Here is an 18,384-nt window from a genome sequence, read left to right on the forward strand (position 1 = left end):
CCAATTCAAGCTATTCTTCAAACCGGTCCAAGATTTCGGCAATTTCAACGAGGATCTTCATGTCTCATCGATCTCACCAAAGGCGTTCATGAAGCACGACGTCGAACACGGTATCCGTCGAGACGAAGGTGCAATGTTCAAGCCTGGCCTGTGCTGCCAGGATGCGGTCCCACGGGTCACGATGCTCCCAGTCGAATGCTGCTGCCAGTTCGGCATGCAGATCGCTGATGGCTACGGTCTGCAGGCCGCTCGCTGTTACCGCGGCCCGCAACTCTTGCGGCTTTAGGTCAAGCTTTTTCAGGCGCATCTTGTTGTCCAGCTCGTAGAATGACACGGCGCTGACGAGGACAATGTTGGCCTTGTCCTCGATAAGCAATCTGGCTTTTGCCGACAGTCGGTCACTGCCGATTGTCCACCAGTAAACCGCATGGCTGTCGAGCAAAACTTTCACGATCGGCTTTCGCCATCGGGGAGGGGGCCACGAAAAACACCGGTATCGTCATTCCAGTCGCCGGCGTCGATCGCCGCTTGGTCGGTATCGTGATCATCAAACAGGTCGTCGGGCAGACCACGCTGACGCAGCAGGCCGAAAGGGCGCTTGGCGCCGGCGTCAGCCGGGACGATGCGAGCATAGACCTCATTGCCCCGCATGATGATGATCTCTTCACCTCGGTTGGCGCGCTCCAGCACATGGGCAAAGTTCTTGCGGGCCTCACTGATGTTGTAGGAGGTTTGCGGCATCATTTTTAACCCTGACAACAGACTGGCCACGAGGATAACACGTTGGACGAATATGTACAAACGCGCTGTACGGATACGCTCCGGGATACCTATCGATGGTTAGGCACCCAACCCACAGAATCTCGCCGCCGGGATCGAACCCACCGTCATCGAGTACCTGAAGAACCCGCCATCGCGCGAGCAGCTATCCACGATGATCGCAGATGCCGGTCTGACTGCTCGCGAAGCGGTCCGTGAGAAGGGCACGCCCTATGCGGAACTCGGCCTCAACAATCGGAGTTGACTGATGAGCAGTTGCTGGATGCGATGATCGCGGCCCCAATCCTGATCAACCGACCGCTCGTCGTCACGCCGCTGGGCACCGGACTTGCCGCCCCTCGGAGGTCGTGCTCGAAATCCTGCCTGCCGACGCATTCTCGGGGCCTTTCACCAAGGAAGACGGCGAACAGGCCTCGACCAGGAAGGAAAGCGTATCGTCTGAGACATTTCCCGCATTAGTCGACGCCCACCTTCCCTGGAGCTCGCGACGGGAGGCGGGACCGAAATGGCAAACGTCAAGCGCGGTAAGCTTCGGTTAATATTGCCACCCATAACTAGGAGTTGGGTCAACTTGAAGCGAATACCATGAGCGTCAGCACACTGCGATCGGTGTGACAAGAGCGCGGCGCGAAATCTGACTTGAAGGACCATCCCGACCTTGGGAGATTTTTGGATTTTGCTACGTCATCCGCACGAAGGATAACGCTTCGAGAAAGCTGAAAACAGGCCAAATCGCAACGGCACCACAAGGAAAGGAGACCGAGGTCGGCAGACTGAGTTCAAATCCAGGGGATGACGCCAGCTGCCGTGTAAAGCAGCGCTCCAGTCACGGCAAGCGCGATCAAAGTCATGCAAAGGCCGAGAAGAACTACCAGCCCGTCACGCTCGATCAACCCGATGGCGATAACACAGAGTGCTGTGACCGGGGCGAGGTTTCCAAACGGGATCGGCAAAGCAACGGCAACCGCAAGACAGAAAACCGGCAAAGCAAGCAAATAAGGCATGCGCGGCCCGGCAAACGTTGTCATTCGGCCCGGCTGCACGAAGCGCTCGATCCGTCGGACCAGCGGCGATGCATACCGCTCCAGAGCCTCGAATGTATTCGCCGATATGCGCCGATTGGCGAGGAGTGATGGCAGCCAAAGGGATTTAAGCCCGATCGCGAACTGAAGAGAAACGATCGCCAGCGTGGATCCGAAGACCAGACCGAAAGGGCCGGGGATGGGGATGAGCGCGGGCAGGGCCAGAAGCAACATCACGAAACCAAAGCCGGACTTCCCCATCAACTCGAGGGCATCAGCAATTGTCAGGCCGTCCCGGCTCCGCGCTTCTCTCACAAGACAGGCCAATGTCGCGGATGCGGTGCTCGTAGCGCGGTCGCCGCCCGGGATCGCCAAGGTCAGCCTTCCGCTTCGCGCGCGTTTTGGGCGCCGATCAGACTACGCAACGCGCTGCAGCTCGGATCGGCTCCATCAAACAGCCGATCCGGTGATGTCCATCCGGTCGAGATGCCGATGGCCGTGGCGATTGCCCAGCCTGGTTCGTTACCGGCTCTATCGACAAGACGCGGGACATGAGAGGCCAAACATTGGCGAGACTGCTGCACGACCTCTACCGGCGCATTCGCGTGTTCGAGATGTTGCCGCATCTCGGCGTGAAGAGGATCTACAACGAAAAGGGTGAACATCCATGCAGCAATCTCTGCGATCATAATCTGGCCCCGTGGCGTGCGGCATTTGTCGGTTTAAGGTCCGACATCGTGAAAGCGCCGGAGACTTTCACCAGAGGGGCCCGGACCAGCGGGTCGAGCATGATTTGGGAAGTGGAGCTGACGTGTTCAAGCCCGCAATGTTCTTGGCGGCGTGAGACCTTCTTGTCGATCAAACTGCCTTGCGCACTGAAAGAGCAGTCTAGGTGCCTTATTACTTTGTCACACGGGCGTCGCTCGTGAAAGGCGGGGCTTGTCGATCGCCTCCATTTGCGTTACTCCTCTGTTCAACATTTCAAGGATTGTAGAAATATGGAAGAGCGTCAGGCTCTCATGTCATTCGCGGCGCTGTCGCAGGAAACCCGTCTGCATATCGTTCGCATGCTGGTGGTCGCCGGTCCCGATGGCATGGCCGCGGGCGCAGTCGCAGAAAAGGCTGACGTCTCACCGTCGAACGTCTCGTTTCACCTGAAGGAGCTGGAGCGCGCTGGCCTGATCAATCAGAAGCGTGAAGCCCGTTCGATCATCTACACGGCCAACTATGACGGCCTCGGCGCGCTTGTCCGCTTCCTTATGGAGGACTGCTGCGCGGGTCACCCTGAAATCTGCGCACCAGCCACGGAGAAGCTGCAATGACCGATCGCGTTTACAACGTCCTGTTCCTCTGCACCGGGAATTCCGCTCGCTCGATCCTGGCGGAATCCATTCTCAATGGCGAGGGCAGGGGCCGGTTCAAAGCCTATTCCGCCGGAAGTCAACCCAAAGGTGAGGTTCACCCGTTGGCGCTCGAAACGCTGCGCGGCCTCGGCTACGAAAGAAGTGGCCTCAGTTCCAAGAGTTGGGACGTCTTTGTCGAACCCGGCGCGCCGCAGATGGATTTCATCTTCACGGTCTGCGACAACGCCGCCGGTGAGGCGTGCCCGGTTTGGATTGGCCACCCCATGACCGCCCATTGGGGGGTCGAGGATCCTGCCGCCGTCGAAGGCTCGCTGATCGAGAAGGGCCAGGCGTTCTCCCAGGCCGCCCGGTTCCTCAAGAACCGCATTACCGCGTTTTTGAGCCTGCCCCTTGCGTCGATCGACAAGTTGGCACTGGAAACCCAGCTGCGCGGCATCGGTGCGATGGAAGGTTCAACCAACCGCTGGAGCGATGTCGCGTGAGGCCGCAACTGGATCTGCAGCCGGTCGCCGGGACCGATGGCGAGCTTCTGGCGGCGCTGCAAGCTGCCAACCTGCCGACCGACGATCTTACCGAAAGCGGACGCAGCTTCTTCCAGCTGAGCGATCAGGGCCGCAAGGTAGGTTTCGGCGGTCTTGAGATTTATGGTCAGCACGCCCTCCTGCGCTCGGTGGTCGTGGTTCCGGAACATCGCGGGCGTGGTAACGGCGCGGCTGTTACCAACCTCGTGCTGGGCCAGGCCATCGGTCATGGCGTCCGCACCGTCTATCTTCTGACGGAGTCGGCGACATCCTTTTTCGAACACCTGGGGTTCGCCCGGATTGATCGCGCGGCTGCACCCGCCGCCATTCTGCAGACCCGCCAGGCAGCAAGCCTATGTCCGGCATCTGCCGCACTGCTTGCCAAGACAATAATAGAGTGGATCGATGTCTACGTTTGAACGCTACCTGACCGTCTGGGTGTTCCTGTGCATTGTCGTCGGGGTCGCCCTCGGCCACGTCATGCCGGGTTTCTTCCAGGCCATCGGCATGGCCGAAGTCGCCAAGGTCAACCTGCCGGTCGCCGTGCTGATCTGGCTGATGATCATCCCGATGCTGCTCAAGATCGACTTTGCCTCTTTGAGCCAGGTCGGCCGCCACTGGCGCGGGATCGGCGTGACCTTGTTTATCAACTGGGCGGTGAAGCCATTCTCGATGGCGCTGCTCGGCTGGCTGTTCGTGGGCTACCTGTTCCGGCCGTATCTGCCGGTCGACCAGATCGACAGCTACATTGCCGGATTGATCATCCTCGCCGCCGCACCCTGCACCGCCATGGTCTTCGTCTGGTCCAACCTGACGAAGGGCGAGCCGCATTTCACGCTAAGCCAAGTGGCGCTGAACGACACGATCATGGTCGTCGCCTTTGCACCAATCGTCGCCCTGCTGCTGGGTCTTTCAGCTATCACCGTGCCGTGGGATACGCTGATCCTGTCGGTGGTGCTCTATATCGTCCTGCCGGTGATCGCGGCACAGGTTCTGCGCCGGGTTACAGACGTCGACCGCCTCGGCACCAAGCTCCAACCGGTATCCCTGCTGGCATTGCTCGCCACGCTGGTGCTTTTGTTCGGCTTCCAGGGCGAACAGATCATCGCGCAACCGGGCGTTATCGCGCTGCTCGCCGTGCCGATCCTGATCCAGGTCTATTTCAACTCGGGCCTCGCCTATCTGCTGAACCGCTGGAGCGGCGAGGAACATTGCGTTGCCGGCCCCTCGGCGCTGATCGGCGCCTCCAATTTCTTCGAGTTGGCGGTGGCCGCTGCCATTAGTCTGTTTGGCTTTCATTCCGGTGCGGCCCTTGCCACCGTCGTCGGCGTCCTCATCGAGGTGCCGGTAATGCTGTCGGTGGTCTGGATCGTCAACCGAAGCAAGGGCTGGTACGAGCGCGGCCCCGCCGTCCGGGCGAACGCCACTACCATCAGGAGGGCATGACATCATGGACGTCACCATCTACCACAACCCCGACTGCGGCACCTCACGCAACACGCTGGAGATGATCCGCAATGCCGGTATCGAGCCCACGGTCGTCGAATACCTGCAGAGCCCGCCCAGCCGGGAGCAGCTGGTTCGCATGATCGCCGACGCCAGCCTGACCGTCCGCGAGGCCATCCGTGAAAAGGGTAGCCCCTATATCGAACTCGGCCTCGACAACCCGGATCTGACCGACGACCAGCTGCTCGATGCCATGCTCAAGGATCCGATCCTGATCAACCGGCCGTTCGTCATCACACCGATGGGCACGCGCCTGTCGCGGCCATCCGAAGTGGTTCTGGACATCCTGCCGGACACCCACAAGGGCGCGTTCACTAAGGAAGACGGCGAACAGGTCCTCAATGCGGAGGGCAAGCGCATTGTCTGATTTGCCCGCCGCATCCCTTGAGCACCTGCAGCTTCCCGATCTGCAGGCGCTGCGCCCGTCGTTCTCAACGCACAGGCCAAGGATCCTGATCCTCTACGGCTCGCTGCGCCAGGTGTCCTACAGCCGCTTGCTGGCGCACGAGGTCTCACGCCTGCTCGAGCACTTGGGCTGCGAGGTGCGAATCTTCGATCCTGCCGGCCTGCCATTGCCCGATGCGGAATCGGTGAGCAATCCCAAGGTGCAGGAGCTGCGAGACCTGTCGGCCTGGTCAGAGGGTCAGGTTTGGATCAGCCCAGAACGCCACGGCGCCATGACCGGCATCATGAAGGCGCAAATCGATTGGATCCCGCTCTCGATCGGCTCGGTGCGCCCGACCCAGGGCAAGACGCTAGCCGTGATGCAGGTCTCCGGCGGTTCGCAGTCGTTCAACGCCGTCAACCAGCTGCGCGTCCTCGGCCGCTGGATGCGGATGATCACCATCCCCAACCAGTCGTCGGTCGCGAAGGCGTTTCAGGAGTTTGACGCGGACAGGCGTATGAAGCCCTCCTCCTATTACGACCGGGTGGTGGATGTTTGCGAGGAACTGGTGAAATTCACATTTCTCACCCGCGACGCCTCTCCCTATCTCACCAATCGCTATAGCGAGCGCAAGGAAGACGCCGAAAAGCTGGAGCAACGTGTGAGCCTGAAATCCATATGAGCGACCGGGTTCCGATCGCAGCGGTCGTCTCCCTTGGTGTCACGCAGAATATCGGCTACGGCACCCTCTATTATAGCTTCAGCATCCTGGCGCCGGATATGGCGGCGCATTTCGCCTGGCCCACCGAGTGGATCTTTGGCGCGCTTTCGGTCGCGCTGCTGATCGGTGGGCTCACCGCCCCGTGGCTGGGAAGCCTGTTCGACCGTATCGGTGCTGGTCGGGTGATGACCATCGGCTCTGCCGTTGCCGCCGCCGCCCTGATCGCCTGCGCCTATGCACCGGGCAAGGCGTCCTTTGCCGCAGCGCTGATCGCGATCGAAGTGTCTGCCAACCTCGTGCAATACGGCGCGGCGTTCGCGCTGCTCGTGCAGATTCGACCCCAGGTGGCCTCGCGCAGCATCACTTATCTGACCCTGATCGCCGGCTTCGCCTCGACGATGTTCTGGCCGATCACCACGGCCCTGCACGCACAGATGTCGTGGCAGGACGTCTATCTGGTCTTTGCAGCCCTTAATCTGCTCATCTGCCTGCCCGTCCATGCCTGGCTGTCGCGTGGCGCGATCCGCGGGAGGGCGGCTACCAAAACCGCTCCCCCCAAGGTCGAAGGTGTGCTGGCCCCCGAGCATCGCCCGCTGGGATTCCGGCTGATGGTCACCGGGTTTTCGCTGATGTCGCTCGTTGGGGCCGCTATGCTGGTGCATCTGGTGCCGCTGCTCTCCGGTCTCGGCCTCGGCGCCACCGCAGCCCTGGTCGGCACATTGTTTGGCCCATCGCAGGTCGCCAGCCGCCTGATAAACATGGTGTTTGGCAAACATCTGGCCGCACTGCATCTCGCGGTGATCGCCGCACTGCTTATCCCGGGCGGTGCAATGATCCTCTTGCTGACGGCGCCTTCCGTACCCGGCGCCATGGCCTTCGCGGTCATCTTTGGCATGGGCAACGGCCTATTGAGCATTGTCACCGGAACTCTGCCGCTGCATCTGTTCGGCAGTGAAGGCTATGGCAAGTTGCAAGGGAAGATGATCGCGGCGCGCTTGATCCTTTCGGCGCTGGCGCCTTTCGCTTTAGCGCTGTCGATCGCTCATATTGGCATTATCGCTTCTCTGGCAATTTGCGTGACGCTTGGCGCCTGCGCGATCATTGCGCTATTGAGACTTTCGCCGTTAGTCGAAAGGCTTCCTCCCGAAAGTCCGGCCTCGTTTTAAAAAAGAAGGATAGGCGCGAATGCCGTCGTCGCCTTCATGAAAGCGTCACGTAAGAACACGACAACGGCAAAGTCTGATGAGGGGATATTTGGAGGAACTGTCGTGAACCCAGCAACCGAGACAACGGCCGAAATCAATGTTGGGCAACAACGCGGTACCGCAAGCGAGGTCTTCCTTGCCTTCCTGAAACTTGGCCTCACTTCATTTGGAGGCCCGATCGCGCATCTGGGATACTTTCGCGACGAGCTGGTTCTACGTCGGAAATGGATCGGCGAGGCCGCATATGCGGATCTCGTTGCTCTGTGCCAGTTTTTGCCGGGTCCTGCCTCCAGCCAGGTTGGATTTGCTTTGGGCCTTCTGCGCGCAGGACCTCTCGGGGCGCTTGCGGCCTGGACGGCATTCACACTTCCTTCTGCCTTGCTGCTGGTCGCTTTTGCCATGACGGCGACTGCGTTCAGCGGGCCTGTTGGCATCGGCCTGCTCCATGGCCTCAAGATTGTCGCCGTCGCCGTCGTCGCGCAGGCAGTCTGGGGCATGGCACAGAATCTGACGCCGGACCGGCGACGCGCTGCCATCGCCCTGACAGCGATGCTGATGGTAATTTTCGTTTCCAACGCCATTGGGCAGGTCGTGGCGATCGCCCTTGGCGGCGTGCTCGGATTGATGGTTTGCCGAAGCGGCGCAACGGCGGGCGAAAGCGTGCTATTGTTCACAGTACCGCGGTGGATTGGCGTAATCAGCCTCATCGCATTTTTTACACTGCTCGTGCTTCTCCCGCTTGCCGCGTCCTCAGGATTACCAGGTGTCTCTCTGTTCGACGCGTTTTACCGCTCGGGCGCTCTGGTCTTTGGTGGAGGCCACGTCGTCCTGCCTTTGCTGCAAGCGGAAGTCGTCGATCCCGGCTGGGTCAGCAACGATGCTTTTCTCACAGGCTATGGAATCACCCAGGCAATGCCAGGTCCGCTCTTCACATTCGCCGCCTATCTCGGCGCTGTCATGGGTCCAGAGCCGAATGGTCCTGCCGGTGCAGCAATCGCACTCTTGGCGGTGTTCCTTCCGGGTTTTCTGCTGCTTTTAGGGGCACTTCCTTTTTGGGAGGATTTTCGAAAGCGTCCCCCCGCACAGGCGGGAATGCGTGGAGCGAATGCAGCTGTCGTCGGCATTCTGGCGGCCGCCCTCTATAGCCCGGTTTGGACGAGCGCAGTCATGCGGCCCTACGACTTTGCGCTGGCTGCGGCTGGCTTCTTGTTGCTGACCGTATGGAAGGCGCCTCCCTGGATAGTTGTCATCACGATGGGCGTCGGCGGGATAGGGTTGGCGTATCTCTAGACGACATCGAGCCTTATCCGTCACCGGTGATTTACGCCGCTGACAGCGAAGCGACCACGCTCGGCCATTGGCCCCACCTGCCAAATTCGCAAAAATTGTGCCGCCGCAAAAGAGATGGACATCTACCGCCTGATTGACTTCACGTTGCAGGGGCCAGACCAGTATGTCCGGGTCATCGTTTCAGACTGGTTCAAGGCGCCACATAGAGTCATGTCTCCGGAGCGGGCTTTCTTTGGCGCGTCGCTCATTTCTTCTTTCTGGTGTAATTCTCAACTGGAAAATCTTCGCCTTTGCGGTGGTTAGGCGGCCCGACGGCTAAACCGCCCAGAGATCGATGGTCGGCAGTGTCCATTCGGGCAGTACGCGCTGAAACACACCATTTAAAAGTTCCGGCGCGAAAATGCACTCGGTCGTCACCGCCATTGAATTTCAGGCATGCCGGCTCGAAAGCCGTTGCATTCTTTGTCGAAGGAACATAATCACAAAGAGAGTTTTCGTTGAGGCCCACCGGTTTCGGTACACAACTACCAACTGTCAGATCCGGTACCAAATATAAAGACAAAGGTTAAGCTGGGTTCAAAGGACGCGATTTTTCGGTCGTGGCTTCGTGGGATGATCGCTACCCCATGACACAAAACTCGCACCGCCGTCGAACGATGTTAAGAACTTGAACGACAGGAAGGTCCGATCCGCCGGAGCTGCTGTTCTGCTCTCCCCACAAGCTAAATCTTGATTTGGCCCTGAATATACGCCAGCGTTTTCCCTGATCCCTGGTGTCACCAGCTGCTGTCGTCAATATCGACCCGCCACCGTCGGGCAGGACAGCGATGATATGGGCAAAGTTGACATAGATCCGGTCACCTTTAACTGCTGTCACTTCAAGCCATAGCTCAGGCATACTCAGTCATCCGGCGGGCAGGAGCCGGCAGCAGTTGCTGCCGGCTTTAACGAAAACGATACCCTGCACGGGCTGCTATTCTCGCGCGTCCGCCTGCTTCTCCATCGCCTCGCGGACCTGGTCGATCTTGCCGACCGAGCTGCCCACGCCGAGGACGTCTTTGGCCCAGCTGAGCTGACGAGATGTGATTGTCGCCTTGGAAAAGCCGCTTAGGGCCGCCGTCAGAGCAGCATCACCGAGTTCGGGGTCCTCCAGGGCGGGGATGGTGCCTGTCCGAAGCTCATAGCGGGCATAGTCCTGCACGTAAGAAGCAACACCCGCCAACCGCGGATCCTTCGAATCGAAGTAGGCGTGGTAATTTCTCTTGAGCGAGTTCAAGCCGCGCAGTTCCGACGCCATTGACTTCTCCGCACGATGCAGCGCCCTGTCCTCACGCTGCGTCGCGGCGCGCGAGGCAATTTTGTCGGGGCGCCCGTGGCTGTTCTTGCTGTTGTTTGTGTTGGAGGCATGGTCTTTGCCAGATCCGTTGCCGTGTCCTCCGCTTCCACCATTGCCCCCGCCGCCGCCCGAGTTGCCGTTGCCACTTTTGGCGAGAGCGTCGCCGTCGAAGCCACCCGAAGCGACCAGACCCATTGAGGCGAGAGACACAGCGACGATCGCGGTCTTCAAGATTTTTTGCATAATCATGACATCCTCCTTCTCGGTTTTTTGCTGATCGTTCTAATAAGGATGCGCATCGCCCCCCTGGATTCCAGAGAGGTCGGACCTATGCCGCAAAGCCGGGTACGAAGGTCCTATAAGATGAGGGACTTTGGGCCGGCCGTTTGCGTTGCGTGCGGCATCTTCGTTATGCCTCGGGTCTGAGTCGTTTGTTAAAGACGAACGCCGGCGACACTTTTGCCTTGGCCGGAACGAAGAAAACGTCTTCGGAATCGAGGCGGCCAAGTACGACGGATCATTCAATCCTCCGCCTCACGGTCCGGTTCAGGCGGAGTTTCTTCAGGCGAGAGGGGATGCATGACAGTGATCAGTGGCGAAGCGCTGCGGTGAAAAGCTTCCGAGCTCAACGAAATGCTCGATCATGTTCGAGGCTTTGGTCCACGGCGCCGAACTGCTGGCCGGCGAGCTTGCAGTATTCGAGCAGCAGCTCGACGACGACCTTCAGGCACTCGCAACTGCCGTTGAGACGCTCAGGGGCAGGTTCGACCAGATGAGCGGCGATTCGGAAGATTTGCGCAAGGCTTCTTAAGCAGGTACACTGCTGCACGGGATCTTCATCTGGTGGTATCGAGGACCTGCTCTTGTGGCGTCGCTAGGATGATCGGGTTCATCGACGCCAGGATTATGGACCGTACGGCGGGAGCGATTACACGCGATCGAAGATGCTGCCGATTGCGTTCCCGAAACCAAGCGCCAAAAAAAGGCGCCGAGATAACATCTACCCTGTCCAATATGCCCTTCGCCTTCTTGGTGCATGTTGTCGAACGCGAGATCTGGCCCAGACCAAATTCGCTTGATCTCCCAACACAACTATCTCCAGGCAGAAACGACGGGAGGGTAAAAACATGTTGGAACAGCTGGCAGCGATAGGAACAACGTCGTTCCACATCTTGGAGCGCTTGTGGCGGCCTACTTGCTGGCGCTTCCGATCGGGTGGGACCGCGAAAAGGGCGAGCGAAGCGCCGGGTTGCGCACGTTTCCGCTGGTCGCCATAGCCAGTTGCGGATTTATCCAGGCGACCGAGAACTTGACAGCCGGAAGCCCGGAGGCGGCGGCCAGGAGGCCTCATCACAGGCATGGGCCTCATCGGCGGCGGTGCGGTCCTTGTCGTGACGAGGCAATCGCGCCCGTCCACAACCGCATGCCGGTCCTGCTTCACCGTGACGACTACGAGAGATGGCTGCTTGGGAGTTCGAAGAGGCGTTAGCTCTCCAGAAACGGACTTTTCCGCCAGAGCTGATCAACATGGATCGAACGACGGAGCTGTGGGCTAAAAAGAAGGCGAGCGCCGAGACACCACTTCTGCTCTGACAGCCCGTCCGTAAAAGCGAAAGGCTCGCCGTCGAGAGCGAGCCTTTGCTATAAGACGCACCGTACATGGGAGGAGATCGCGGTGCTGACCTTAAAACTACGCGATCATGGTTAACGAATCCTTGCGTTGTTCGCTCACTTGTCGAGGGTCGATTGTAAAAGAGGCAGCTGCCGGACGCATTCAATCAGGCGACGCATCTCCACACTTGCGAGACGATAATATTTGGTCTGGCCTGCTCGGCGCGGCACCACTATCCCAGCGACGCGGAGCTGTCGGAGATAACTCGATGCGAGACTGGAGCTGATCCCGGCAATCGTAGCCAAGGTGCCAACATCCCGCTCCTGGTCCAACAGCAGGAAGATCAACAGGTAACGCGTCTGGTTATCCGCCGCCGCGAGCAGTGTTGCCGCTTTTTCGAAATCGAGGCTCTTAATCCCCGGGCTTGCGGCTTGGCGCTCCGGGGTCCGTTTGCTCTTTCTTGTGCGGGGATGAAGGGACAGCTGCTCGGCAAAAAGGCTCCCCATCAGTCTGCGAATAGAGTTCGGCCCTTTAGGGATCCTTTGCCACTCGACAGCGCCGGAAGACCTGACATGGTATAGCACGGGTTCATCCGCCATTGCAGGAATGGTGACCCGGTAGATCAGACCTGCGTAGCGTTTCTCGTAATAGTGCATGAAGATTCCCCTACTGGACCGTTACTTCGGCGAGCTGATTAGGCAGTGAACTCATAAACGAGAGTCGATAAGTATTGACGCCAGATTCGTCTTCGAGCGCAATTACCCTTTCCATGATCTCAAGAGAATCCGCCCCGAGATCGCCGAGTTGCCCGATAATGACCCGAATACCGATTTCGCTCACGACTTTCCTGTTCTTGCTGTCCAGCGAGTGCCTAGTTGGCACCTGATGCGTTGGGCATTTTTTCGGCTGCGTTTCAATTTGGCAGGGTGCTGTGCTGCGACCTCTAACAGAACGCGGAGTAGGTGTTGGTATACTCCTACTGAGGTGCCCCTAACATCCCCGAGCTACCACTCCGGTGACCAACGAGGGTACCATGCCGCCGTGTCGAAGGATGTTGTGATGAAGTTTGGCCAGTTCTGCGGCTTGCTCGCCGACAAGATGGACCTTCAACACCGGGATTTTGTTCCAGAGCCCCGACGAGGCGGCGTCGCTTCCCGACCGCAACGTCAGCGCAGCTGATGCTGCTATGCTTGTCTGCCTGATTGATCGCTACTATTGATCTCGGGGCGGCTGGCCCTTCCCAGGCTGCTGAGACAGCTCGGGATACTGCGCGCTTGACCAAAATATGCCCCTCCTGCTTGCAGCGATGGAAGAGGGGAAGGACGCGACGCTAGATATCATTGGGCGATTCAAGATCAAGATAACGGTCCCAGCTTTCTCTGGCGTTGAAGATAACCCCTTGATCCGCAGCAGGAATGGCCACTACTTGAGATCCGTTTAAGCCAACTTGCTATCGAGCGCCATCAGACGCAGTGCAACTGCACCGCAGAGGAGAGATGCCGGGGGCAAGCATCCTGCATGAGCATCCCCACGCAGAGTACCGCAATCTGCGGGTAATGGCGTTATAGCGTCTTCTCGTCAAGATACTCCCTGTGCGTTAGCCGTCTAGGCCGTACGGACCCGGCAGAGATGGCGATTGGGCCTTGGGGGCATCGGCCCCTTTTGTCAATCACTCACACGGTTGGGTTTCTTCAGCATGAAGCTCACCGGTCAAGCGGCAAGGAAGCGTGCGGAACTTCAGTTCCCCATGGTGGATAACGGTTCCATCGTCTTCACGAACATTCACCTCGATCGCTAGCTCCTCGGTATGATCGATTTCGAACTTTGCGATGTCGGTAAGGATCCGGCCGGCCTCGCGCCGCATCTCCACACGATCGGCGAGTTCGACGCCATGTTCATCCGTCTCTGTGTCGTTGCCAATGATAATATCAAAAAAGAACCGCGTCATGAGCTGTAAATTAGAACGATCTCAAACGTCGTCAAGAACGGAGGGCCACCAGATAACAGAACTGTCGGAGCTAGGTCTCCGGTGAGAGTTGTCGCGGACCGGGACATCCCATTAAGGACTTGGTAGCCGTGCAATTGCTAACCGGCAAAGCGCGCTTCTCCGCCTCATCTTTCGCTCTAGTTGCCTACCTAAAACACAGGGTGCAGCATGAAACTCGTCAAGATAATCGTTGGGCTCATCATCGTCCTGGTCGCGGGCTATGTCGTCGTCGGCGAGCAGCTCACTGGCGCCAGTGCTGATGCTGTCATAAATGCCCGACTGACCACAGTAAGATCATCAATCTCAGGAAGGCTTGGGCTGCAGGATCGTCCACTGGGAGCTCAAGTTCGCCGGAATGAACAGATAGGAGATGTCACCGATGATTTGGTCGATAATGTCCGGGCTGGCGATCTGGAAAATGAGAAAGCTCAGGGAGCCGCGGAGCACACCAGACTTCTCAAAGACCTTATGTCTGTACAGGAAGCGATCGTCTTGCTCCGAGAGCGCTCCCGCAACTACTCTGCGGATCGTATACGGCAGCTCGAAGCGCAGGTCGCGGCGTCGCAGTCGCTAGGTGATGCTGCCGAGGCCAAGCTCAAGTCGGCTACCCTGGAACTTCAGCGAACCTCATCCCTTGCCAACCGAGGCATCGAGACTGGCGTATCGTATCAGCGTGCTCAATCGCTTGTGGAAGTGTCCCGACTAGAACTGGCGAACGCAAGAGCCGAGACAGTTGCAGCGAGCGTTAGCCTTGAAGCTGCGCGGCGGGGAACGTTTCTAGGAGATGGCTATAACGACGCGCCCTATTCAGAGCAGCGCATAGCGGAGCTTGAACTACGCCAGGCGGAGCTGAAAAGCCAGGTGGACGCGCAGGCAGCCCGTCTCGCAGCCGTTGATGCGCGATTGTCCGCGGAGAGGCTTCGCGTCAACAGGCTGGGATCTGCCACCTTACAGTCGAATGTTAATGGGCTACTCTGGGATGTGCTTGCAGCAAGCGGCGAAACGGTTCAGCGAGGTGAGGACGTGGTGCGGCTGGTTGATTGTGACTCGACAATCGTGACCCTGTCGGTATCAGAAAGCGTTTATAACTCTTTGACCGTGGGCGGCTCTGCTCAATTTCGATTGAACGGCCGCACTGAAGTCATGAGCGGTACGGTGACGCGTCTGGCAGGTGCGGGCGCGGAGACAATTTACAAGAACCTTGCCATCGCTCCCAGCCGAAGGCACCTGGAGCGTTACGACGTGACGGTCACTGTCCCGGCCTTGCAAGATGATGCAAAGTTGCGCTGCTTAGTTGGGCGAACAGGTAGAGTGTTCTTCGATCGCCGACCGCTGGACTGGCTGCGCTCGTTCTGGACCTAAGATATGATTTATCTGAGCGAACTCCAGGCTAGCATAGCGCAGCTACTACTTGTGACGGGCATCGCGCTGGTGGTGCCAACGGTTCTGAGTAGCGGTCGCACGCGCGATAGGAAGATCCTGTTCAGTATCGGCATATTGCTATCATGTCGCTATTTCTGGTGGCGCGCATCTGAGACCATAGCGCCTTTCGGATTTACAGCCGATTGCCTGCTCAGCTGGAGTTTCCTTGCTTTAGAGGGGGCGTCACTTCTTTCGTCGATCAGTGCCTTCACGATCATGATGAGGAAAACCGATCGGTCTGCGGAGGTCGAACGTTTCAAAGCTTGGTGGTCTCCAAATCCCGCACCTCGAGTCGCCATCTTGATCGCGACGTACAACGAAGATCGCAAAGTGCTGGAACGAACGATTGTCGGTTCGAAGGCGGTCGATCATCCCAACAAGCAAGTTCTTGTACTGGACGACGGGCGCCGTGACTGGCTGCGGGACTACTGTCTGGTGCAAGACGTGCGCTACGTGCGGCGGCCGGACAACAAGGGTTCCAAAGCTGGAAACATCAATCACACGCTACGCCTTCTCGCCGAGGACACCACCCCTCCCGATTTCATAGCGGTCTTGGATGCGGACTTCGTGCCGCACGGGGATTTCCTCGAGCGTGCGCTGGCGCTGTTTCACGATGACGATGTCGGCCTTGTTCAAACACCGCAACATTTTTTCAACGCGGATCCGATACAGCACAATCTGGGCCTCAGCAGATCATATCCCGACGAGCAGCGTTTCTTCTTCGATCATCTTCAACCGTCCAGGGACGGATGGGGTATCGCTTTTTGCTGCGGCACGTCGTCTGTTATCCGCTTTTCCGCGGTGCAGAAAATCGGCGGCTTCCCAACTGACAGTATCACCGAAGATTTCATGCTGACGCTTGCGTTACAAGAGAGAGGGTTTCGGACGGTCTATCTGAACGAGGCGCTGACGGAGGGTCTCGCGCCGGAGGGCCTTAAAGAATACGTGACCCAGCGGGCGAGATGGTGCCTTGGGCTCATGCAGATCGCGCGCGGCCGGCTGGGGCCGCTGTCGCGAAACAAACTCAGATTTCGCGATCGCTGGAGTGTCGCCGACAGCGTGCTCTTCTGGCTCAGCAGCTTTTCGTTTCGCCTTGCCTGCTTCGTCTTTCCGCTTTTCTATTGGTTCTTTAATGTCACCATCGTCGATGCGTCGGTCTCGGATGTCATCCGGTACTTCGGCGTATACTTCGCCTGGATCCTGTTCGTCCTGAATTTCGTCTCAGGAGGTCTAGTCGTTCCGATCGTCAACGACGTCAGCCAGCTTCTTGGCGCCATACCGATCACGCGCGCTGCGATCACCGGCCTTGTTAAACCTCATGGTCATCCTTTCAGCGTGACAGCGAAGGGCGGCGACCGGACAAAGGTCGTGGTGCAATGGCGCCTGATGCGTCCTTTCCTGATTATCCTGGTGCTGACGCTTTTTGGCGTCGTGCTCGGAATTTTCTCCGACCGCTTTGCGTTCAACGACGCAGGGGACGGGAAGGCTATCATTCTGTTCTGGACGCTCTATAACGTGTTGACCTTGACTGTAACCCTTGTCGTTTGTGTGGAGCTACCGAGGGTGGAACAGCATCTCGGTGACAGGCCTGAACGCTGTGACCTGATAACGAAGACGGGGCTACAACGGGTCTGGCTTACCGATCTATCACAAGAGACGGCCAGGGTGCGTGGAGCGGATCTGGCCGCTGGAATAGCATTATCTCTTGTCGTTGCCGACGTCGGCACCATTGAGGCGCAGGTTCTTGAGACGACGGACGATGGAGGGGTTCTCTCCCTGCAGCTCGTTGCTGCGCAACATGAAGCTCTGTTGCGCCGGCTTTACGCAGGCGGCGACGTGCCGAGTGTTACTAAGACGCGTATTGGAGCTCTCATTCGCGACGCGTTTGGCCGCTTTTTGTAGGGGAGAGAGCCACTTTCGCTTGCAGCTTGGCAATGGACGAGGCGATCATGTTCAGCTCCCTCGTTCTCCTGGATTCAAACGGGTACACATCATCGCCCGCTGCAATTCGGGCCGCGTTATCGGCGAGCTGGCCAAACGGCCTGATGAAGACGACCACAAAGACGGCGCTCATCAATATCAACAGAAGACCGAAGAGAGCGAGGTTCCATAGAAGGCCAGTGGAGAACTGGCGGTTCGGCTCCGCTAGCTTGCTCGCGTCGATCCTGGCGATCATACTCCAGCCAAAGCGGGGCAGATCCTGATAATCGAGTTCGGGCAACACGGCCGTGAAATAAGGTCTTCCGTCCGGCCACGTCTCGACGTTGACAGCAGAGGCACCGGTTCGCGCTGTGCGGAAGCTGGCAAGATCCGGCGAATGGTAAATGCCGCCGTCCGTCGCGATCACGGCGTCCCCATTGACGTTGACGAGAAACAGATCCACGTCGAGAGACGTAGCCATTTCTTTCAAAAGACGTTGAGCCCACTTGTAGTTCAGGTGATAGCCGAGAACACCCGCGACAGAACCATTCGCGCTTCTGATCGGCGAAGCCAGGTCCAGGAACCGGCGGGGTTCTGTCCCTTGCGGCGGCAAAAGCGAGGCCAGTAAAACGGCTTCATGAACGTCGCCAGCGAAATCCCCTTTTAGCCCCTGCTGATACCATGGGCGAGAAGCGACGCTTGCGTTCAAGAGCAGGCCGTTCGAAGCTGTTCTCACGACGCCGTCAATTCCAGCGTAGCCGGCCCAGGATATTAAACTACCTGATCCGACAACTAGGCTCAGCGCCTGATCCAGTTCTGTCGGCTTGTCCGGATCAAGCTTTTGTGCAACGGCCTTCAGCCCTTCCCATTCTCGATGCAGCGCGGATGAGAAGGCAACTTGTGCACCACGCACACGGGTCTCGACGGCAACAGCCAGGGCGCTCTCCTGATACGCTGTCACCCGCTCGTTAAGAGTCGCATAGCCTAGGGCGCCGGCTAACAAAGCGCTGAGAAATACGAAGGTGATGGTGGCCGTGGCGAGACCGGGGAGACGGGACATGGCTGGCTCCTTGCAGACCCATGAATGTAAGAGGATCATGCAGCTAATCCAGCAGCCCCGGAAAACACGTTTAAATGTTCTTTATGGATGTTTCATACCGAAACGCAAAGCGGGACAAGACAGGTAATACCAGTTGTCACTGATGCTGACTCTTGGGGTTCCCAAAGCCGGACGAATCTGAATCGATGGCGCAAACAGGAGGTTTGCGATGGGTTCAGCGCTTTCATTACGGTCGGACTTCGACGGAGCCAGG

Annotated in this window: 21 protein-coding genes and 1 pseudogene; 13 read left to right on the plus strand and 9 right to left on the minus strand. The window is 58.4% G+C overall.

Translation table 11 applies throughout. The features are described from left to right. Positions 1–73: 73 nt before the first annotated feature. Both KX729_RS26120 and KX729_RS26125 read right to left on the minus strand, forming a co-directional pair. Positions 74–451: a type II toxin-antitoxin system VapC family toxin gene (locus tag KX729_RS26120; RefSeq protein WP_219745403.1), complete on the minus strand. Its 378-nt coding sequence runs from the start codon at positions 449–451 to the stop codon at positions 74–76. Then, positions 448–741, minus strand: a complete 294-nt coding sequence (locus KX729_RS26125) for a type II toxin-antitoxin system Phd/YefM family antitoxin (protein WP_219745404.1) — start codon at positions 739–741, stop codon at positions 448–450. The genes KX729_RS26120 and KX729_RS26125 overlap by 4 nt, the downstream gene beginning before the upstream one ends. A gap of 127 nt (positions 742–868) precedes the next feature. Here KX729_RS26125 and KX729_RS26130 point away from each other — a divergent pair. Further along, positions 869–1,222: pseudogene (locus KX729_RS26130) on the plus strand (ArsC/Spx/MgsR family protein); the annotation flags it as partial. Between the two features lie 337 nt (positions 1,223–1,559). On the opposite strand, the gene KX729_RS26135 reads toward KX729_RS26130, so the two are convergent. Continuing rightward, positions 1,560–2,177, minus strand: a complete 618-nt coding sequence (locus tag KX729_RS26135) for an exopolysaccharide biosynthesis protein (protein WP_246617858.1) — start codon at positions 2,175–2,177, stop codon at positions 1,560–1,562. Between the two features lie 2 nt (positions 2,178–2,179). Then, positions 2,180–2,491: a hypothetical protein gene (locus tag KX729_RS26140; protein WP_219745405.1), complete on the minus strand. Its 312-nt coding sequence runs from the start codon at positions 2,489–2,491 to the stop codon at positions 2,180–2,182. Positions 2,492–2,800: 309 nt separating this feature from the next. Here KX729_RS26140 and KX729_RS26145 point away from each other — a divergent pair, with 309 nt between their 5' ends. From KX729_RS26145 to chrA, 8 genes are all read left to right on the plus strand, one after another. Next, a complete protein-coding gene (locus tag KX729_RS26145) occupies positions 2,801–3,124 on the plus strand; it encodes an ArsR/SmtB family transcription factor (RefSeq protein ID WP_219745406.1) in 324 nt (107 codons plus the stop codon). Further along, complete coding sequence (locus KX729_RS26150; RefSeq protein ID WP_219745407.1) at positions 3,121–3,648, plus strand: arsenate reductase ArsC; 528 nt, start codon at positions 3,121–3,123, stop codon at positions 3,646–3,648. The genes KX729_RS26145 and KX729_RS26150 overlap by 4 nt, the downstream gene beginning before the upstream one ends. Next, positions 3,645–4,106 (plus strand): arsenic resistance N-acetyltransferase ArsN2, encoded by a 462-nt coding sequence (gene arsN2, locus KX729_RS26155; protein WP_219745408.1) that lies wholly within the window; start codon positions 3,645–3,647, stop codon positions 4,104–4,106. The genes KX729_RS26150 and arsN2 overlap by 4 nt, the downstream gene beginning before the upstream one ends. Beyond that, a complete protein-coding gene (gene arsB, locus KX729_RS26160) occupies positions 4,093–5,133 on the plus strand; it encodes an ACR3 family arsenite efflux transporter (RefSeq protein WP_219745409.1) in 1,041 nt (346 codons plus the stop codon). The genes arsN2 and arsB overlap by 14 nt, the downstream gene beginning before the upstream one ends. 4 nt (positions 5,134–5,137) lie before the next feature. Continuing rightward, positions 5,138–5,560 (plus strand): arsenate reductase (glutaredoxin), encoded by a 423-nt coding sequence (arsC, locus tag KX729_RS26165; protein ID WP_219745410.1) that lies wholly within the window; start codon positions 5,138–5,140, stop codon positions 5,558–5,560. Continuing rightward, positions 5,535–6,260 carry an arsenical resistance protein ArsH gene (arsH, locus tag KX729_RS26170; RefSeq protein WP_219745411.1) on the plus strand — a complete coding sequence of 242 codons (726 nt, stop codon included), beginning with the start codon at positions 5,535–5,537 and terminating at the stop codon, positions 6,258–6,260. Before arsC ends, arsH begins: the two co-directional genes overlap by 26 nt. After that, positions 6,257–7,465 (plus strand): arsenite efflux MFS transporter ArsK, encoded by a 1,209-nt coding sequence (gene arsK / locus KX729_RS26175; RefSeq protein WP_219745412.1) that lies wholly within the window; start codon positions 6,257–6,259, stop codon positions 7,463–7,465. The genes arsH and arsK overlap by 4 nt, the downstream gene beginning before the upstream one ends. A gap of 102 nt (positions 7,466–7,567) precedes the next feature. Then, complete coding sequence (gene chrA / locus KX729_RS26180; protein WP_376776068.1) at positions 7,568–8,794, plus strand: chromate efflux transporter; 1,227 nt, start codon at positions 7,568–7,570, stop codon at positions 8,792–8,794. A gap of 973 nt (positions 8,795–9,767) precedes the next feature. Here the strand turns inward: chrA and KX729_RS26185 are convergent. After that, the gene (locus KX729_RS26185; RefSeq protein ID WP_219745414.1) at positions 9,768–10,379 is read right to left on the minus strand and encodes a hypothetical protein; all 612 of its coding nucleotides are present in this window, start codon (positions 10,377–10,379) and stop codon (positions 9,768–9,770) included. 394 nt (positions 10,380–10,773) lie between these two features. Here KX729_RS26185 and KX729_RS26190 point away from each other — a divergent pair, with 394 nt between their 5' ends. Both KX729_RS26190 and KX729_RS26195 read left to right on the plus strand, forming a co-directional pair. Beyond that, the gene (locus KX729_RS26190) at positions 10,774–10,941 is read left to right on the plus strand and encodes a hypothetical protein (RefSeq protein ID WP_219745415.1); all 168 of its coding nucleotides are present in this window, start codon (positions 10,774–10,776) and stop codon (positions 10,939–10,941) included. A 372-nt stretch (positions 10,942–11,313) separates the two neighbouring features. Next, positions 11,314–11,619 carry an MgtC/SapB family protein gene (locus KX729_RS26195; protein WP_376776069.1) on the plus strand — a complete coding sequence of 102 codons (306 nt, stop codon included), beginning with the start codon at positions 11,314–11,316 and terminating at the stop codon, positions 11,617–11,619. 239 nt (positions 11,620–11,858) lie between these two features. Here KX729_RS26195 and KX729_RS26200 read toward each other — a convergent pair whose 3' ends face one another. The 3 genes from KX729_RS26200 to KX729_RS26210 all read right to left on the minus strand — a co-directional run bounded on the left by KX729_RS26200 (position 11,859) and on the right by KX729_RS26210 (position 13,690). Further along, on the minus strand, positions 11,859–12,398 hold the full coding sequence (locus KX729_RS26200; protein ID WP_219745416.1) for an ArsR/SmtB family transcription factor: 540 nt from the start codon (positions 12,396–12,398) through the stop codon (positions 11,859–11,861). A gap of 10 nt (positions 12,399–12,408) precedes the next feature. Continuing rightward, on the minus strand, positions 12,409–12,582 hold the full coding sequence (locus KX729_RS26205; RefSeq protein ID WP_219745417.1) for an acyl carrier protein: 174 nt from the start codon (positions 12,580–12,582) through the stop codon (positions 12,409–12,411). An 829-nt stretch (positions 12,583–13,411) separates the two neighbouring features. Then, positions 13,412–13,690, minus strand: coding sequence for a DUF6894 family protein (locus KX729_RS26210; protein ID WP_219745418.1), 279 nt, complete (start codon positions 13,688–13,690; stop codon positions 13,412–13,414). 207 nt (positions 13,691–13,897) lie between these two features. Between KX729_RS26210 and KX729_RS26215 the strand changes: the two genes are divergently transcribed. Together KX729_RS26215 and KX729_RS26220 are read left to right on the plus strand one after the other, a co-directional pair. Then, the gene (locus KX729_RS26215) at positions 13,898–15,091 is read left to right on the plus strand and encodes an HlyD family secretion protein (RefSeq protein ID WP_219745419.1); all 1,194 of its coding nucleotides are present in this window, start codon (positions 13,898–13,900) and stop codon (positions 15,089–15,091) included. Between the two features lie 3 nt (positions 15,092–15,094). Next, positions 15,095–17,053, plus strand: a complete 1,959-nt coding sequence (locus KX729_RS26220) for a glycosyltransferase (RefSeq protein ID WP_219745420.1) — start codon at positions 15,095–15,097, stop codon at positions 17,051–17,053. On the opposite strand, the gene KX729_RS26225 is transcribed toward KX729_RS26220, so the two are convergent. Continuing rightward, entirely contained in the window at positions 17,022–18,131 is a 1,110-nt protein-coding gene (locus KX729_RS26225) for a cache domain-containing protein (RefSeq protein WP_246617859.1), read from the minus strand. The two genes, KX729_RS26220 and KX729_RS26225, sit on opposite strands and share 32 nt — an antisense overlap. Positions 18,132–18,384: the final 253 nt, after the last annotated feature.

Origin of the sequence: Neorhizobium populisoli (genome assembly GCF_019430945.1) — a bacterium.
Classification (GTDB): Bacteria; Pseudomonadota; Alphaproteobacteria; order Rhizobiales; family Rhizobiaceae; genus Neorhizobium; species Neorhizobium populisoli.

Coding starts and splice junctions, on each gene's coding strand:
- KX729_RS26125 (WP_219745404.1), bottom strand. CDS start 741: ATGCCGCAAACCTCCTACAACATCAGTGAGGCCCGCAAGAACTTTGCC.
- KX729_RS26140 (WP_219745405.1), bottom strand. CDS start 2,491: ATGATCGCAGAGATTGCTGCATGGATGTTCACCCTTTTCGTTGTAGAT.
- KX729_RS26145 (WP_219745406.1), top strand. CDS start 2,801: ATGGAAGAGCGTCAGGCTCTCATGTCATTCGCGGCGCTGTCGCAGGAA.
- KX729_RS26150 (WP_219745407.1), top strand. CDS start 3,121: ATGACCGATCGCGTTTACAACGTCCTGTTCCTCTGCACCGGGAATTCC.
- arsB (WP_219745409.1), top strand. CDS start 4,093: ATGTCTACGTTTGAACGCTACCTGACCGTCTGGGTGTTCCTGTGCATT.
- arsC (WP_219745410.1), top strand. CDS start 5,138: ATGGACGTCACCATCTACCACAACCCCGACTGCGGCACCTCACGCAAC.
- arsH (WP_219745411.1), top strand. CDS start 5,535: ATGCGGAGGGCAAGCGCATTGTCTGATTTGCCCGCCGCATCCCTTGAG.
- arsK (WP_219745412.1), top strand. CDS start 6,257: ATGAGCGACCGGGTTCCGATCGCAGCGGTCGTCTCCCTTGGTGTCACG.
- KX729_RS26185 (WP_219745414.1), bottom strand. CDS start 10,379: ATGATTATGCAAAAAATCTTGAAGACCGCGATCGTCGCTGTGTCTCTC.
- KX729_RS26190 (WP_219745415.1), top strand. CDS start 10,774: ATGTTCGAGGCTTTGGTCCACGGCGCCGAACTGCTGGCCGGCGAGCTT.
- KX729_RS26200 (WP_219745416.1), bottom strand. CDS start 12,398: ATGCACTATTACGAGAAACGCTACGCAGGTCTGATCTACCGGGTCACC.
- KX729_RS26210 (WP_219745418.1), bottom strand. CDS start 13,690: ATGACGCGGTTCTTTTTTGATATTATCATTGGCAACGACACAGAGACG.
- KX729_RS26215 (WP_219745419.1), top strand. CDS start 13,898: ATGAAACTCGTCAAGATAATCGTTGGGCTCATCATCGTCCTGGTCGCG.
- KX729_RS26220 (WP_219745420.1), top strand. CDS start 15,095: ATGATTTATCTGAGCGAACTCCAGGCTAGCATAGCGCAGCTACTACTT.
- KX729_RS26225 (WP_246617859.1), bottom strand. CDS start 18,131: ATGTCCCGTCTCCCCGGTCTCGCCACGGCCACCATCACCTTCGTATTT.